Below are 15769 nucleotides of genomic sequence, written 5' to 3' on the forward strand. Positions count from 1 at the left end.
CAACTTCGGCCTGCTCCTGCGGTGGCTCGCAGAACTCTTGCGTGCCATTATCCGGGCGTTCACCGAAACTGTCCCTGCCCAAAAGATCGCTTAAATCAGCGCTCTCCCGCCTTCTTCACGGACGACTATTGCGGATAACTTACAGCACAGTATGCTTGCCCTGCCGGCTGCCGAGGAACCGAAACATGTCAACTGGCCCGTAGAGAGCCCACTCACCATTTTCATCAAGCAGACCCTCGATATCCGCAAAACATTGATTGTTGATGGCCCGATGCAAGGCGCGCGATAAGCGCCAACAGCAATGCTCTGTCACGCGGGTACTTTCTGCAGGTCCGTCTTGAGAAGAGAAGCGGTTGCGTTGGCCTCTGTGCGGATGAGCTAAAAGGTCGTTCGATTTCACGTATTCGCGGAACGTGAATTGTGTGTAGCAACGCGGGGGGCTCTATCAGCAGCTCGATGATCGAAATGCTGGCGCGCCTTGATCGATCGGGAGCTAGCGGCGCCCGACCGCCGCTGGCGGCAGTCAGCCAGTCGTCAACGATCCTTCTGACGTGAAGCAGTGCCCCGGATTTCGTTATGTGCGTGCAAAAGAAGGAGAACTGCGCCCGCCGCCAGTGCGACACGGACGTCAAGTTCAGAGCCAAGCGGCCGGTTTGGGCATCAATCCTTCAAGCTGACGTGAAACATTCACCAGCGAATCTTCACGCCGCGGTAGTCCTGAAAAACGCCGCTGGTGGCTGGCGTGAGCTCCGAGATCCGAGCGATAAGGCCGTTCGCGCACTCGTCAGCCGATATGAAAGCAACTTGTCCCTTGACCATCTCTGTTTGCACATAACCTGGATTTAGCAGCGCCACCAGGATCCCATCTCGAGCCCAGGCACGCGACAAGCCACGCATGCCATTGTTGAGCGCCGCCTTCGACGCTCGATAAGCATACTTGCCGCCTGCAGCGCTGCTCGTCGAGCCCATGATGCTGGTGATTGCCACCAGCTTCTTCTGCGTGCTGTGTCTCAAATTGTCGTAGAGGGTCTGCGCGATCAGCATGGGGGCCAGGGCGTTGACCCGCATCGTGGTCATGTAACCTTCGGCCTCGATCCGGTCGGCCGATAGGCCGCTGATTCCGGCATTGTTGATGAGAATGTCGATTGGCTGATCCCCCAGGGGACGTTTAAGGGACGAGATCGAGGATTCGTCAGCGACATCCAGTGGAATGATCCGAACGCGACCGCTAGAGGACGCGGCGAGGGCTTTGAGCTCATCAGCTTTTGCTGGATGACGGCAGCAGCCAAGAACCTCGGCACCCTCGGTCGCGTACTGCTGCGCAAGCGCAAGGCCGATGCCCCGATTTGCGCCCGTAATCAGAACTGTGCTCATCTAAGGAACGTCTCCCGTTCGCCCGAACTGCGCAAGTCTTATGAACTTGCGAATGATCTCACCCTCTCTGATTCAGTCGTAGTACACGAAGAAGCGCGCCTCGACACTCCTGCGGGGTTTCGCATCTGGGTAAGCGCGACGATTGTCGAACGCCGCATGAGCGGACCTCGGATTGTGATCGTCTTCGGAATCATACCCCTTAAACAAAGCGAACTCCGCCGAGGTCATGTCCGGGAAGTAATACCAGCGGTGAACTGGGCTGTAGTGGACCAGCCATGTCTTGTGCTTAACGTCGTATTTCTCGTAGACGGTATCGACCAGGTCCGTGTCGACAACCGAGTTGCCATCGCAGAACGCCAAAGGAAAATCCTGCGGCGGCTCGGAAAGTGCATGCCAGGCTTGAATAATCATCAATCGAGAATAGGCCCGGATCGGAATGCCCTGGAGTTGGTCTTCCCGCGCGGCCATCACCGGGCCGGCGATCGGCGCATAGTCAATATGCGCAAAGCTGGCCACATACGGCCTGACCAGACCGCTCCCCTTCTCCGCAGGCGGAACAGAGCTTGCGCCAACAGAGCGAATGATAACGGCATCCCGCTTGGGTACGACCCATGAGGCCTTGAAGTAGTCCTTGATGAACGGGACCATCTCTTCAAGATACCTGTCGCGCATGACCTCCGGATCACCCTCGTTTGCACAGGAGATCTTGTGCTGAATGAGGGTAAAGCCTTCGCTGTCGAGCGAAAGTTCGTCCACAATCGGACGCGCGTCGCGTATGGTGACGTCATAGCTTACTAGGGGCGCATCGGAGCCCGGCACGACTATTGCTGGGGCCTTCTCGCCCGGCGAGCGGCGAGCAAAGGCGATCTGACCTTGCACCGATGTTAGCTGATCACGGTTGATTTGCGCCGTCGACGGAACTGGCATCGCCGCTCCCATCTCTTTTTTTCTCCGCTTCAGAGATAGAATCTAGTCGAGTATTATAGCGGGATAGCTGCGAAGATTGGGGCGAAGATGCCGAAATTCTTCAGGAAGTAAGCGAGCGTGGGAACATTGCCCCTATTCGCCCTGAGTTGGTGAGGCCAGGCCGCGGCAGGCTGGGGGTCGGCAGTCGAGGCGACCCGTTCGGCGTGTCGCACTTGGTACGATCAGCTTTCTCAGCACGAAAACCAGCACAGACCGCAACCATGCCGGTGGGGTGATTAACAGAAGGCGACGCCGAATCCACTGAAGCACTGCCCTCATAAACCGGAGGCAGGATCAGATAGCATCAGCCCATCCCGCAAATACACTCGAAGCAGAAGCAGAGCGACCGCCGCGAGACGGGCAGCCCTGAGCTGCGCGCATCCAACGAGTATACTAGCAACGTCCCGGGGGGACGGTGCCAACTTCAGCGCGGCGGGCTCTTCCCCGGAAGAGCCCGCCCGGGTTAAATTTCGAAAATCTGACGCGGCACCCGGGTCAACACGTCAGCTCTCGACTCTGTGACGCGGAATGTTTCGCTGAGAACATAGCCGAAATCCTCATCGATCCAGTTGCCGAGCATCAGATGGAAAGTCATGTTAGGTTTGAGAACGGTCATATCTCCTTCTTTAAGGCTGGTGACCGCCTCGTTCCAATCGATGCCGATGCCATAGCCACAGCGGGATTCTTTCTGAAAGCCAGACTTCCTGATCGTGCGGTTGAATGCTTCGGCGACGTCGCTGCAGGTTGCTCCGGGTCGGACTTTTTCCAGCGCCGCCTCTAGGCCCTCGACCTCGGCGTCATGTATGCGCCGCAGACGGTCGGAAGGCCTGCCAATCGAGAAGGTGCGCATGACCGCGGCTGTATAAGTGTGGCGCACGCCGCCGAGCTCAAGGTTGATTTGTGAACCTTGGCGGAAGATGTCGTCGCTCCAAATGATGTGGCTTGTCCCCGTGCGTGGTGAGGAGCACATGAAGATATTCGCGATTCCGGTCCCGTGCTTTCCGTTGGCGCCGCGCGCCAAGGTCGACAGAATCTCGGCGACTGCGTCCGCTTCATGCACACCGGGGCGAATGACTTCGGCCGCACGCAACATACCCGCATCGGCAATCGCGGCAGCTTCTTTCATCAAAGCTATTTCAAGATCGGACTTGATGACCCTGATCCAGGTGACAACGTGGGTACAGTCAACGAACCTCGCAGCCGGAAGTCGTTTCTTGAAGTTTTCCGCCGCCCGCGCTGGCAGCTGTCCCATTTCCAGCCCAACCCCGCGGTTGGTAAGGGTGGCTTCCTGAAGGAAATCGATGACAGCATCGTACCCATCCTTCTCGGGGTTGCCAACGAGCGATTCGGGATATCCAATTATCTTGTTCCGCTCAAGAAACGTCAGATGGATCCCCGCCGGCACATCCATGAGGCGCAAAATGAGCGATGGCTCCTCTTCCTGGACGGAAACCACAAGAGCCTGCGGGACGTAGGCTGATCGCGCGGTGTAGCCGGTCAGATAATTGATACTGCGATCAAAGGTGACCACTAGCGTTTCGACGCCGCGCTTGACCATTTCTGCTTTTACCGCGGCAAGCCTTCGCAAGTACTCTGCGCGCGGAAACACCTGAGGTCCCTTAGCGACGGTCATTGTCTTAGCTCCTTCGTTCTTGCTTCTAAAGTCGTCTGAGGTGAGCCCACACGTTTTGGCAAGCCTTGAACGGCCGCAGCGCCATTTTCACCTGCAAAGCACAATTCGACTCCGCTCGTTATGGAACGCCCGCCGTAAATCCTTCCAAAGGCGCCAAAGAACCTGATCGCGAGAATATAGAGAATCTAGGAAAGGCGAATTCCTCTAAATGACAGGAGGATCCGCCTAAATTCTGCGTGTAGGACCTGATGATAGTGCTCAAAACCGAATAGGTTCATTCTGTGCAGCTCGCTCAGATGAAATCTAGTCAAAGCCACCGAGTTCAGCTCGTGCACGAGAAAGGCCCCCGGCGGGCATGCCGGAGGCCTTCTTGGAGGTTATAGAGCCTTGTTCGGTACTCCTTTCGCTATAGAAACCGCTTAGAAATTGCGTTGAGCGCGGAGCAGCAGCACAAGGCTGTTCTGATCCTTCAGCTCATAAACAGTAGCCGGCTTTGCGATACCCGACTGCAACGGAAGGGTCACGGTGCTTCCTCCCGCGTATTTCTGGTCGAGCATGAGGTACGCGAGTTCGCCGGTGAAGGCCAGATTTTTGATCGGAGTCCAGGACGTCTTCGTACCAACCACCGCATAGTTAAAGTCGGGGTTGCAGCCGGCAGCACCGGTCGACAATGCAAGGCTTGTGACGAACGCACCGCAGATGTACCCCTTGGCCGTGTTGTTGTACCTGACAGCAGCCCACGCGCCGTAGATAGAGGTGTTCCAGTATGGATCCCAATTGTGGGTGTAGCCACCGTTGAAGCCATAGGTCGTGGTCAACTCTTGGCCCGCTCCGGTGACGAACACGGAGTCAGCCACGCCCGCAAGTCCTAGACTCTGGTAAGCGCCCGCCGCGCCCGTGCCGCCATACATCGCGAAACTGGTCGACAAATAGTCCTGGAAGACGTAACGGCTGGCACCGTTTGCATAGACGCCGGTCAAGTTGATCGTGTCACCTGCGCCAGTCGGGATATTCTTAATCGACAATGCCAGCTGACCAGCCCAGCCCCATTTGTCGCCTGGATGGCCGGTCGGTTCAGCAGCACCGTAGTAGGCAGCATGATTGTCGTGCGCAGCGACCGAGGCCTGGAAAAGACCCCAGGCCTGATCGACGCGAACCATCGCGACGAGGTCTGGAGCTCGCGAGCCTCCAATGTCGTTCGCACCGTACACACCGGCAGCCAGGCCCGCGGCTGTCGCCCCACTCACGTTCCAGATATTGGTTGTGTAATTTTGGACCTGATCCTGGGCCGAGAATGAGGCTGTAATTCCTTGACCGAAATCAGCGGTATAGGTGAACTGGTTAACCGGATCCCAACCACTTCCCGGCAGCTCTAGGTTGTTCGCGGGGTATTGGGCCCAAGGAGTCCTGAACTGAGACTCAGCCTTACCGACCGTGAAGCCAGCGAACTGAATAAAAGCGTAGTAGACGCCAAGCGAACCACCAGCGATCTGGGCAGCAGGTGACGTGGTATAGGTTGTTGCGCCATTCACACCAGTCGTGCCTGCACCAGAATAGCTGCCGGTTCTCCAGGTGAACACACCCTCATAGTAGGTCCGGACCACGCCCCACTCGGTCGCAGTGCGCGTATCGATTCTCAGACCCTGGCGCGCCAACGTCGAGTAGAAGTTACTCAGGCGGTTCCGAGCGCCCGGCACGCCGCTACTGGGAAAGTCGAAGTGAGAGCCGCCTCCCAAGACCGCATCGGCACGCAGATAACCACCGAGCTTGATGCACGTGTCGGTACCCGGGATGTAGAAGAATCCCGCGCCATACAGCGAGCAGATCTTCACGTACTCGACTGCCTTAGCTTTGACCGGCAGATCGGCCGCCTGCGCGCTCGCGCTCGCGAGCATGGCCGCAGAACCGAGCATGAGACTCTTCGTCAGTTTCATTGATGAACCTCCAAGTTGGAAACCGCGTTTCCGTCCTTCAAAGATCCGCTAACAGCTCCACTCCAGGCGGACCGCTTGACGGAACGACTTCGAGGACCCCCTCGCTGTCCTGACGAGAGATACTTTCCATCATCAATTGCAGCAATCAATTAATTTTGCCAATCACATCTTTGCGTCGTACCGTTGCTGATTGGCAACACGCACGCCATTACGCCCGGGACTAACCCAAAAACAAAGCCCTCGGGGGGCATCCCGAGGGCTTGCTGGAGATTTCTCATTGAAGCAGATCGACTTAAGGCCTTGCGATCGCAAACATTGATATCACCAATCAATTTCATTAGTCAATTGATAAATTAGATGGCGGGCATGCTCTGAGTGGGCTATTTCAGACTTCGCGAGATTGGATAGGATGCAGCGGACTCCGCTCACGCTCGCCGCCGCGGACAATCAGAACTGGCAAAAAAGAATGAAGATGGCCACGCAACAGCAATTTGACAGGGCTGTAAGGGACCTGATCTGGAACATCGTCGAGATTCGCGCTCAACTGGAAGAAATCGATAAGAGTTGGGCGGAATTAATCGGTATAAGCGAACCTCAATGGCTGATGCTGATGGCGATCGATGAACTCGACGAAGGCTGCGGTGTTTCCGGCATTGCAGTCGCCAATAAGCTGGGGTTTCACCCCGCATTCATCACGACTCAGACGAAGAAACTTGAACAGCTGGAATTTCTAATCCGCGCAACCTCGCCTGATGATGCGCGATTCCTGCAAATCTCGTTGACCCCAAAGGTGCGGACAGAAATTGCTAAGCTGTCGGACAAGAGACGAGCCGTTAATTCGACGATTCTAAATGGCTTGGATGAGGAGTCGCTTGCGTATCTCAATAAGCGGCTAAACGCGATTGCCAAGAACAGCCGATTGGCATCTCAGAAATTAAGCCTCGGGCTGCTATGAAGCTGGCGCGCGATCGAGCTTGCGCTCGAGCCATTCGAAGACGGCCTCATCGCATGCTATGAAGTTCTCGAATGTCCCCTCTGGGGTCCGTGGCATTAACAATTCCAGGTCAATGCTCGCCCAGGCGCAATCAGCCTCTAATTTGATTGCCTCAGAGGCGTTGAAAATACTGCGCTCGCCAGCAACGACGAGAATGGGACACCTTAGCTTCCTCGCCAAACGCGATCGTTCGGTCGTGGACAGCCCCGCGTCCGGAGTCTCAGCAGTCCTAGTGATCCACTCAATAGATGACCGAGTCCGGGTCCAGCTCCAAAGCCCCCCGTCGCAAATCGCCGCAGACACGCGGCGATCAGTCGCAGCAAAATTGGTCGCGAGCGCGGCTGAAAGGCCTTCTCCGTAGATTGCCATTCGAGACGCATCAATCTCCGGCAGGGTCGACAAATGATCCAAGCAACAAGAAAGCAATATTTCTGAAGGTCCAAGCCAATGACTTGCGACATCATCGTAAGAGACGACGAGAACCGCCATGTTTCGACCAGTTACAAGGGGCAAGAGTCTACCAAGCAGGATCCCTGCGGTTTCTTCTTCCCGACTGATGCAAACAATTGCGGGGACGCACGAACTGGAAGTACCGGCGGGCACGTAGTAGGCAGACAACTCGCCGTGATCATAGAGTGTGACTTGGACACGCTCCACCCTTTGATCTAAGGATCCGAAGCCTTCGACGCTGGCCTCCAGCTTGGCCACAACGTCCACCCTTTGCGGGTCGTCTTCATCGGATAGTCGCCTGGCAACTTCAAATGCGGTCAGCGCGCAAAGCCAGGCATGGGCAGCTTCATCATGAGTACCTCTTTGGACGCTAAGATTGGCGAAGAGGCAATGAGCGTCTCCGATGCTTGTCCATTTTGCAGCACAGCTTCTCCGGCTTGCAATGTCGCTTTCCTGATCAACACCATCAAGGAACACGACAGCACTTTGCCGCGTGGACGCAAGATTGCCTGTCAGTTCAGGCCAAGCAGCGCGCAACATCCGTTTCATCCCTTCAGCGCGAGTCCTCAAAACCGCTCAGGATTGCTCTAGACAACCCCAACGGGAGCTTCGTATAAGGCCAATCAATCCACGGTGACTGACCGGCCGGTGGGTTCTGCTATGCTCATTTTTCGATGATACGATTCCTCCGAGCTGAGGATCGCCGATGTGCGGCCATTTGCCGCCGGAATTCTGCTTCATTTCCATGAAATGTGCTTTGTTCCAGCTCGACTCGACGAACACTCGATCGTGGTCGAGGCATGCCCATAGATCCCTTTCACCGAGAGCGAGACGTCGTGCGCTCATTCGAAAATGATCTGTCAAATCTTTGGGCCGATAGGATCGAAGAATGAGCCTTGCGCTTTGGCCTGCGCCCGTCGGGCCCGGATTGTCGCCTCTTCCTTTGGTAGGCTTAATCACCAAAACTCCACTCATCCGCCTATGGAAAGCAGAATTTCGGCGACCGCCAGCCGGAATTGCGGATAATTCCCCCTAAAACTAGGCTATGGTTGCTCTATGACCTCGTACCTAACGCCCCGCTCCCTTGGTATCCTGCATCTCGAGCGCGGGCTCCCCCCCGGTGCTATACCGCCTGCCCCGGCGTCCGGCTCAATGCTGAATCCGGCGACGTTCGATTTTCAAACCATCTCAGAAACGGTCGCGGGAGCTTGGGTTGAGAACGTCGTACGCGGCGATGCGGCGCTTGAGCCCGCCTTCATAGCCGCCGCCCAGCGCCTGGTCGAACGAGGGGCCGTCGCGATAAGTTCGACCTGCGGCTTTTCTGTTCGGCATCAAGCGGCCGTGGCGGCTTCGGTCAAAGTGCCGGTCGTGATGTCAAGCCTGCTGTTGTTACCCACATTGCTTCGTCAATTGCCGGAGCGCGCCAAGATCGCCGTCCTGACCTATGATTCGACCTGTTGCAGCGAAGATCTGCTCGGGATCGATGATCGGGCGGAGCGGGCCAGGGTCGTGATCGGCGGCATCGAAGGGGGCAAGTTTTGGCATGACGAACTCAAGCGCCCGGCGCCGCCGCTCGACGTCGCCGCGATCGAGGCAGATGTTGCCGCGTGCATCGCGCGTCTCCGCTCAGCCCATCCGGAGATCGCCATAATTTTGTTCGAATGCGCGGCGTTTCCGATTGTCGCTCCGGCGATCCGCCAAATCACGAAGCTCCCAGTTTACAGCATCACGGACCTCTGCCGACTGACAATGGCATCGACGAGTTGATATTGTCGGTAGCACGTGGCGCTTCGCACGGGCTTTAACTCGTGAAAGCCTCCGTCTGCGTGGTTCCTCCACCGTCAACCGTCTCCCCAAGTCTTGAACAATTCGCGGACAATATTCGCGCTCAAGGAACGCTTATCGGAGACACCGGTAGCGCCGCCAGCACAAACAAAGTCGGCCGATGTACTGCACAGACGCACGGATACAACTGTAATCCGGCAGTTATGTTTCGCTGAGGGAGAATGTGCGGACGAAGGCGCCTATACCGTCCCGAGCGGCCTCTGCACAAACTTTTATGGCCAAGATTCAGTTGCGCGGCTCGAGCGGGGCATTCGCCGAGCTCGGTCATGACGGCATCTAGGGGACGCAATCAGCTGCGAGACACAATGCCCGGTATCTCGCTTCTCAAGAGTTCACGGTCTGCGGCCTACAGTGCTGGCGGCTGTGAGGCGTGAAACGCCTGCAGGCTTTGGCAACTATCTTGCGCCTCAAGCAAGCGCAGCAAAGGGGCCGAGGACCGGAAAGATGTCCATGAGAGCGCGCGAAAGCTGCGAATTCGTTCGCCACGAGCGGAATATCCACGAGAGATCGGCATTCACCGGTGAAAACCTGTTTTTCGCCATCGCTATTATAGTTCGAGATTCCTTTGCTAGCTTTGAGGAGGAGAGACCATGTTAAGCGATGCCTCGGATGAATGGGACATCCGCTGCGATTTGGCTGCGGCTTATCGTCTGATCGCTCACTTTGGCATGGACGACCTTATCTCCACGCACCTGTCAGCGCGCGTGCCTGGGGAAGCGCATCGTTTCCTGCTCAACCCCTACGGCATGATGTTTGACGAAATCACGGCCTCCAGTCTCGTCGTTGTCGACCCGGAGGGGCATGCGCTTCAGAAAGAGGACGAGGCTAAAGTAAACAACGCTGGCTTCACAATTCATTCCGCTGTACACATGGCTCGTCAGGATGCTCATTGCGTAATTCACACGCACACCTTGGCAGGAATGGCCGTTGCGGCTCAAGAACAAGGACTGCTGCCGTTAAACCAAAAATCGATGTGCTTCTACGGTGGCATTTCTTATCACGAATATGAAGGCGTTGCGCTCGATCTCAACGAGCGCGAGCGTCTCGTGCGCGATCTTGGGGACAAAGACGTCATGATCCTAAGACACCACGGCTTGCTTACACTTGGCCGTACCGTGTCCGAAGCCTTCCTCAACATGTACCTTTTGGAGCAATCGTGCCGGGTCCAGATCGCGGCTATGCAAGGTGGGCACAAAATCGTCCTGCCGTCGGACAGAGTGGCCGCTCATACGGCGGAGCAGTTCCAACGAGAGGGCTACAATAGGAACCTTCGGCCCTGGACGGCTCTCAAGCGCCGCCTCGACCGGAGCAGCCCCGATTACGCGACATAATAGATTTTGAACATCCGGGAGAAACGTAGACCCCGACGAAATGTGTTATGTCACGTTTCATTCCAATCCATCGGTCTGCTGGTAACACCCTCTCCCATCTTCCTGTTCAGCGAGCTAACTGAAGATCGCTTGCAAAAAGGGGGGCTAGATGCTGTCGAATCCAACGCTCTGCCGTTTCATACCGCCATCGAAGTTCAGCACTCAGCATAATCGACTACGTTCGGTCGGCATCCGGTAAGTGTCGCTGAGAAGCCAACACGCATCGCCGCGAGCACTGGCCGCGCTTCGTTGGGCCGTTGAGATTGCTTATCGATATTAGTGTGACCACCTTGAAAGCCGGTTCTTCTCCTCAGTCGCCCGTAGTGCATGGCGCGCAACGACTCACTGTTAAAGACCTATACGTGATTGGCGCAGCCGCTTGGAGCCCGCGCCTTCTTCGTCCGTGGGACTTTCACTCGAGTAACAGCAACGCGATAGTGAACTGAGTGACCGCGTGTCTAAATGACCCTGTGCTGACTTGGCGATCGGACCAAACCGTTCGACCGCGAGCACGACACCTACCAGGCTCGTCGCACTCGGGATGCGGTCGCATGGACCTCGTGGGGTGGACGGGGTGCAGATAGCAAGCTTGGCGTTCATTTTGTGCAGGCTGTCGCCTCTGAGCTCGATGCGGTCTGCTTTGTGAATGATTCGACCGACAATGGCGTCCGCATCGCCAACGCCGCGTTCTCTGCCGGAGACCGACTATGTGTTTCGCGGAAAAGGTTGCCGGACGAGAGATCGAAGCGTCATCAAGGGCATGATCGCGCGGTCGACCGACTCCGAGGATGACTTCTGCAAAACTGAATGCACCCGTTCTGCCGGTGTATAGCAAGGGCCGCCCATCAGCGTCCGACTGTATCTGATCGCCGAGCGATAATGTCCCGGCTCGCGGCAACTTTCTAGAGGACAAGCGGCCACCTTTTCCGGCTTCCAGTCAAATGCGAGGCGACTAGTAGTCCCTCTCTTTTATTCGAGGTTGAAACGCCATCCGTGGACGCCAGCCATCGCCTGTCGCGATAAAGAAGGTGTGGCGCAAGCAGGCTCAGGACCCGCTTGCTCGAGCAGTCGGCAGGCAGCTGCGATGCAGACCGGGTCGAGCGCTGCATCGCCACACACCCAGCGGGTTCAAGATCTGGAGAGAGCCCAAGGTCCTTGATCTCATTTAAGACTCCAGGCGACAGCGCAGGACGGTCGAAGGTTCACGGAGCCAGCACCGTCTCGACGACGTTCACCCAATAGCCGATGCCATAAGGCAGGGCGTCGTCGTTGAAGTCATATGCCGGGTGGTGCAAACCAGCTGTCGATCCGTTGCCAAGAAAGTTAATTGCGCCCGGCCTTGCTTCAAGCATATAGGCGAAATCTTCTGAGCCCATCCGCGGGCTTATCTTCTCATCGACGCAAGCCGGTCCAACCAGATTGCGTGCTGCTTTGACCGCCAGATTAGTTTCTTCCGGATGATTGATCGTGACCGGCGCGGACCTGCAGTACTCAAATCCGACATCTGCGCCAAATCCGTGCGCTATGCCTCGCGCAGCCGAAAATATATGCCCTTGTGCGAAGTCGCGCAGGCCAGGCACAAGAGTTCGAATACTACCGGCCAGCTCGACCTGATCCGGAATGACGTTGTAGGCCTGAGCCGCGTTGAGTTTGGTGACGGATATCACGAGCGCCTCCATCGGGTTTGTGTTCCGAGAAACTAAGGTTTGCAGGCCGACGATGATCTGTGCGGCGATGACTACCGGATCGACGGCCTCATGAGGCTTGGCGGCATGGCCGCCCCTCCCCTTCACGATGAGGTCGAACTCGTCGAGAGCGGCCATGATCGGACCTGGGCAGATGCCGAACTTGCCGACTTCGATTCCCGGCACATTGTGCAGGCCGAACACCTTGGATATTGAAAAACGATCCATGATTCCTGCCTGGACCATTCTTTGGCCGCCCACTCCACTCTCTTCAGCGGGCTGGAAGATCAAGGCGACCGATCCCTTAAAGCGCCGAGTCGTCGCAAGGTATTTCGCGGCGCCTAATAGCATGGCCATGTGACCATCATGCCCACAGGCATGCATCTTTCCCGATACTTTCGAGGACCAGAGCTTCTCGGACTGTTCTCGTATCGGCAGCGCGTCCATATCCGCGCGCAATGCGATTTTCGGCCCGTTTCCACGTTTGCCGTCAATTAAGGCGACGATACCAGTTTCAGCTATCCCCGTTTCGATATGATCAACGCCGAAAGAGGCGAGCTTCTCGGCTACAAATCTAGCAGTGTTGTAAAGACGATATTCCAGCTCGGGATTCTCATGAAGATGGTGGCGCCAAGCAGTTGCCTCCGCCAGCAAATGTTGAAACGCTTCGATGCCATTCATGTGGAGCCCACAGCATGAAATAGATTGTGATCTGTACGGCTGAGCACTTCCGCGCCAGAGTCTGTGACGACCACATGCTCGCTGCAGCCAAACAGATGACCGTTTTCCCCAAACAGAATAATGGGAAGATGAAAGGTCATTCCCGCCTGTAAAATCTCCTCTGCGGCAGGCTCCAGGCTGAGGTTCCCTCGTTCTGTCCAGTGGATGCCACTTTGGTACCCGGTACGATGGCGAAAGGCGCGCGGGCGTCCAGAGTGCTCAATCACCTTGCGCGCGGCGGCGTCCACGGTCTTCGCGCTTACTCCAGGCTTAATCGCGCCAATGGCTGATTCGAGCGCTTCAACCGAAATAGCGTGCAACGATTCGGCCTCACGATGCTGACCAAGCACCGCGCTGCGGACCAGCCCTGCGGCATAGCCGTGCTTCACGCCGCCGATCTCAATCATGGCGGGTTCATTGTTTCGGAGTGCGTGTGGGGTCGGGACACCGTGCGGCATCTTCGTCCGATCACCGAACACGAGAGTAACGGATCGCCATATTTCGCCGCCAGCTTTGCTAGCTTCTCCAACTATGGCTGCGTACGTTTCTGTTTCGCTCGCGCCTTCGCGAACCGAGTTCCGAAACACGCGCACTGCGAGGTCAGTTATCGCCATTGCTTGACGCATCACGTCGAGCTCAAGCGCGCTTTTGACTGCCGCGACTGACGCAACCAAATGGGAGCCGTCGGCGACTTTCATGCCTGGACACAGTCTTTGCACCGCACGCACATCGGCCGGCGCCAGATTCCAACATCCGAGTTCGAACCCCACTCTCTGATCCTGCAGCCGATGCTGGCGAAGAACCTCAGCACAGGTCTTGGCAACATCGCCAGGGTGTCTATAACAAACGACCTCATCGACGCATCCTTCGGCGCGGACAGCCTCGGCATCGTACTCTCTTACAACGAGAACCGGCGCATATCCCGGTGCTAGAATCAACGGGAACGGAGCGAAGTACCCACCAAATCCGTGATAGCCGGTGAGATATCTGAGGTGGCCGATAGCGGTAACCACAATTGCATCAAGTTCGGCGCGCACTACCGCTTCAAGCACCTTCTGCTGTCGATAATCGTACTCCGACTTTGGGAATGGAGGCCCCGCCCAAGGGATTTCCGAACCTGTCGCTGTGAGCATAGAAATCTCCATCTTGGGCCATACTGCGCCTTCGCCTTTTCCTCTCTCGGGCGCCTTCTCTCAAAACTCTGCGAGAGGATAGACCCCGGTCTGATTCGTGCCCGGCGGCCACAGCCCTCCGCAGCAAACACTGAAGCGCCCCGGGACCGACGTAACAACTGCCGGGTTTAGTAGTTTCAGAGCTGACGAGCTAAGCATCCGGGCGACAGTCGGCCTAGCGAGGATCATGTCCCAGCCAATCACCTGGACCAATGACGACAAGGTAGCGAAGGTTAGTCTTGTTTACGACGTCTTCAAACCGGAAAGCGTTCTGAAGCACTTCAACCGAACCAGTGCGCGGCCTGAGTTGGCGCGATGAACACTGCGGTTTGTACCGGGCCTCCGTACGGTGGTGCAATGCTCAGGCGCATGGTCCAGCATTGCCCTGCCGAAATGGATTGGCCAACGGCACGGCGAATGTGTTTATGGATGGAATAAGGTCCTAACACCGCAGACTTAATCGCAGAAATGAAAGATCCTGAGCGTCGGGAAGACCGTACCGATAATCGCCTGCCAATGGAGGCGATGTGATTTTCCAGGCATCAAATGGTCGTTGAGCCACTCCTTTGTTCTCGGGAAGGCACGCTAGCAAGCAGCATGGACGGGCCACTTGTCGCTCGCTCGCTCAAGCCAGGCTTCCCCGCACTGCGAAAGCTAGCGTCGCTCGCGCACCGAGCCCTCCTGGGCGACCGAAGCCACCAGCGTGCCGTCGCGCGTAAAGATCAGCCCACGAGCGAGGCCACGTCCGCTCTGCGCGCTTGGCGATTCCTTGGCATAGAGCAGCCAATCATCGGCACGGAAAGGACGATGAAACCACATTGCGTGGTCAAGACTTCCGGACAAAATGCGTCCGTCGAACAGCGTACGCCCATAGCGTGCCATCACGGCATCCAGCAGCGACAGATCCGAGGCATAGGCCAGTGCGCAAATGTGCAGCGCAGGATCATCAGGCAGCTTTGTCGCGGCCTTCATCCACATATGAACTCTTCCGTCCTCGGTCTTCTGGCCAACATACCGGCCGATCTCGACGGGACGAAGCTCGACCGGACGATCAGGTTCATAGTAGCGGTGAACAATTTCCGGTAGATCCGGATATAGTGAGTGCTTCGACAACTCTTCGGCTGCGAAATGCTCCGGCCCTGGCACCTCCGGCATTTTATCCTGGTGTTCGAACGCGCTTTCCTCACCCTTATGAAACGAGACCATGACCGAAACGATTGTGCTACCGCGCTGCATCGCCGTGACGCGCCGGGTCGAATAACTTTTACCGTCGCGTAGGCGCTCGACCTTGTAGGTCAAGGGTACCTGAGGATCGCCGGTGTGGATGAAGTAGCAATGTAGTGAATGCGGCAGTCGGGCTTTGACTGTGCGACACGCTGCAAACATCGCTTGTCCGATCATTAGGCCGCCGAACACCCGTTGCTCGCTTGCGTTCGGACTGTTGCCGCGAAATAGGTCGATCCCGACCGGGTCGAGGTCGATGATGGCTGCAAGGTCGATCCGACTTTTTTGCATTCAAGAGGCTCTTAGCTTGTTCAGTGTCACCGCTGGAGCGGTGCGATCATGAACCCCAGTGTCGTGAGGCTTCGAGAGATGAAGCATCCTCCTAGCGAAAAGCCACGGCTG

The 15769-nt window shown here is 56.8% G+C and carries 11 protein-coding genes and 1 pseudogene; 3 read left to right on the forward strand and 9 right to left on the reverse strand.

What is annotated here, in order from left to right:
* Nucleotides 1-142: 142 nt before the first annotated feature.
* The 5 genes and pseudogenes from I6F16_RS38295 to I6F16_RS35465 all read right to left on the reverse strand — a co-directional run.
* Nucleotides 143-313: pseudogene (locus tag I6F16_RS38295) on the reverse strand (ketosteroid isomerase); the annotation flags it as partial.
* A 374-nt stretch (nucleotides 314-687) separates the two neighbouring features.
* On the reverse strand, nucleotides 688-1374 hold the full coding sequence (locus I6F16_RS35450) for an SDR family oxidoreductase (RefSeq protein WP_225174503.1): 687 nt from the start codon (nucleotides 1372-1374) through the stop codon (nucleotides 688-690).
* A 72-nt stretch (nucleotides 1375-1446) separates the two neighbouring features.
* The gene (locus I6F16_RS35455; protein WP_225174504.1) at nucleotides 1447-2301 is read right to left on the reverse strand and encodes a CmcJ/NvfI family oxidoreductase; all 855 of its coding nucleotides are present in this window, start codon (nucleotides 2299-2301) and stop codon (nucleotides 1447-1449) included.
* 502 nt (nucleotides 2302-2803) lie between these two features.
* Nucleotides 2804-3973 carry a Xaa-Pro peptidase family protein gene (locus I6F16_RS35460; protein ID WP_225174505.1) on the reverse strand — a complete coding sequence of 390 codons (1170 nt, stop codon included), beginning with the start codon at nucleotides 3971-3973 and terminating at the stop codon, nucleotides 2804-2806.
* Nucleotides 3974-4392: 419 nt separating this feature from the next.
* Nucleotides 4393-5907: a porin gene (locus I6F16_RS35465; RefSeq protein WP_225174506.1), complete on the reverse strand. Its 1515-nt coding sequence runs from the start codon at nucleotides 5905-5907 to the stop codon at nucleotides 4393-4395.
* A 409-nt stretch (nucleotides 5908-6316) separates the two neighbouring features.
* Here I6F16_RS35465 and I6F16_RS35470 point away from each other — a divergent pair, with 409 nt between their 5' ends.
* Nucleotides 6317-6862: a MarR family transcriptional regulator gene (locus I6F16_RS35470; protein ID WP_225174507.1), complete on the forward strand. Its 546-nt coding sequence runs from the start codon at nucleotides 6317-6319 to the stop codon at nucleotides 6860-6862.
* On the opposite strand, the gene I6F16_RS35475 is transcribed toward I6F16_RS35470, so the two are convergent.
* Nucleotides 6857-7900, reverse strand: coding sequence for a S9 family peptidase (locus I6F16_RS35475; RefSeq protein WP_225174508.1), 1044 nt, complete (start codon nucleotides 7898-7900; stop codon nucleotides 6857-6859). The two genes, I6F16_RS35470 and I6F16_RS35475, sit on opposite strands and share 6 nt — an antisense overlap.
* Before the next feature lie 603 nt (nucleotides 7901-8503).
* On the opposite strand from I6F16_RS35475, the gene I6F16_RS35480 reads away from it, so the two are divergent.
* Nucleotides 8504-9118, forward strand: a complete 615-nt coding sequence (locus I6F16_RS35480; RefSeq protein ID WP_346656612.1) for a hypothetical protein — start codon at nucleotides 8504-8506, stop codon at nucleotides 9116-9118.
* Nucleotides 9119-9786: 668 nt separating this feature from the next.
* On the forward strand, nucleotides 9787-10527 hold the full coding sequence (locus I6F16_RS35485) for a class II aldolase/adducin family protein (RefSeq protein WP_225174510.1): 741 nt from the start codon (nucleotides 9787-9789) through the stop codon (nucleotides 10525-10527).
* A gap of 1241 nt (nucleotides 10528-11768) precedes the next feature.
* Here the strand turns inward: I6F16_RS35485 and I6F16_RS35490 are convergent.
* From I6F16_RS35490 to I6F16_RS35500, 3 genes are all read right to left on the reverse strand, one after another.
* The gene (locus I6F16_RS35490; RefSeq protein WP_225174511.1) at nucleotides 11769-12932 is read right to left on the reverse strand and encodes a M20 aminoacylase family protein; all 1164 of its coding nucleotides are present in this window, start codon (nucleotides 12930-12932) and stop codon (nucleotides 11769-11771) included.
* On the reverse strand, nucleotides 12929-14104 hold the full coding sequence (locus tag I6F16_RS35495; RefSeq protein ID WP_225174512.1) for a Xaa-Pro peptidase family protein: 1176 nt from the start codon (nucleotides 14102-14104) through the stop codon (nucleotides 12929-12931). Before I6F16_RS35495 ends, I6F16_RS35490 begins: the two co-directional genes overlap by 4 nt.
* A 693-nt stretch (nucleotides 14105-14797) precedes the next feature.
* Nucleotides 14798-15658: an acyl-CoA thioesterase II gene (locus I6F16_RS35500; RefSeq protein ID WP_225174513.1), complete on the reverse strand. Its 861-nt coding sequence runs from the start codon at nucleotides 15656-15658 to the stop codon at nucleotides 14798-14800.
* Nucleotides 15659-15769 lie beyond the last annotated feature (111 nt).

The organism is Bradyrhizobium sp. IC4060 (assembly GCF_020193715.1).
Taxonomy (GTDB): domain Bacteria; phylum Pseudomonadota; class Alphaproteobacteria; order Rhizobiales; family Xanthobacteraceae; genus Bradyrhizobium; species Bradyrhizobium yuanmingense.

What these genes read in the sequence shown, in the direction of transcription:
- I6F16_RS35450 (WP_225174503.1), bottom strand. Translation starts at nt 1,374, where the DNA reads ATGAGCACAGTTCTGATTACGGGCGCAAATCGGGGCATCGGCCTTGCG.
- I6F16_RS35455 (WP_225174504.1), bottom strand. Translation starts at nt 2,301, where the DNA reads ATGCCAGTTCCGTCGACGGCGCAAATCAACCGTGATCAGCTAACATCG.
- I6F16_RS35460 (WP_225174505.1), bottom strand. Translation starts at nt 3,973, where the DNA reads ATGACCGTCGCTAAGGGACCTCAGGTGTTTCCGCGCGCAGAGTACTTG.
- I6F16_RS35465 (WP_225174506.1), bottom strand. Translation starts at nt 5,907, where the DNA reads ATGAAACTGACGAAGAGTCTCATGCTCGGTTCTGCGGCCATGCTCGCG.
- I6F16_RS35470 (WP_225174507.1), top strand. Translation starts at nt 6,317, where the DNA reads ATGCAGCGGACTCCGCTCACGCTCGCCGCCGCGGACAATCAGAACTGG.
- I6F16_RS35475 (WP_225174508.1), bottom strand. Translation starts at nt 7,900, where the DNA reads ATGAAACGGATGTTGCGCGCTGCTTGGCCTGAACTGACAGGCAATCTT.
- I6F16_RS35480 (WP_346656612.1), top strand. Translation starts at nt 8,504, where the DNA reads ATGCTGAATCCGGCGACGTTCGATTTTCAAACCATCTCAGAAACGGTC.
- I6F16_RS35485 (WP_225174510.1), top strand. Translation starts at nt 9,787, where the DNA reads ATGTTAAGCGATGCCTCGGATGAATGGGACATCCGCTGCGATTTGGCT.
- I6F16_RS35490 (WP_225174511.1), bottom strand. Translation starts at nt 12,932, where the DNA reads ATGAATGGCATCGAAGCGTTTCAACATTTGCTGGCGGAGGCAACTGCT.
- I6F16_RS35495 (WP_225174512.1), bottom strand. Translation starts at nt 14,104, where the DNA reads ATGCTCACAGCGACAGGTTCGGAAATCCCTTGGGCGGGGCCTCCATTC.
- I6F16_RS35500 (WP_225174513.1), bottom strand. Translation starts at nt 15,658, where the DNA reads ATGCAAAAAAGTCGGATCGACCTTGCAGCCATCATCGACCTCGACCCG.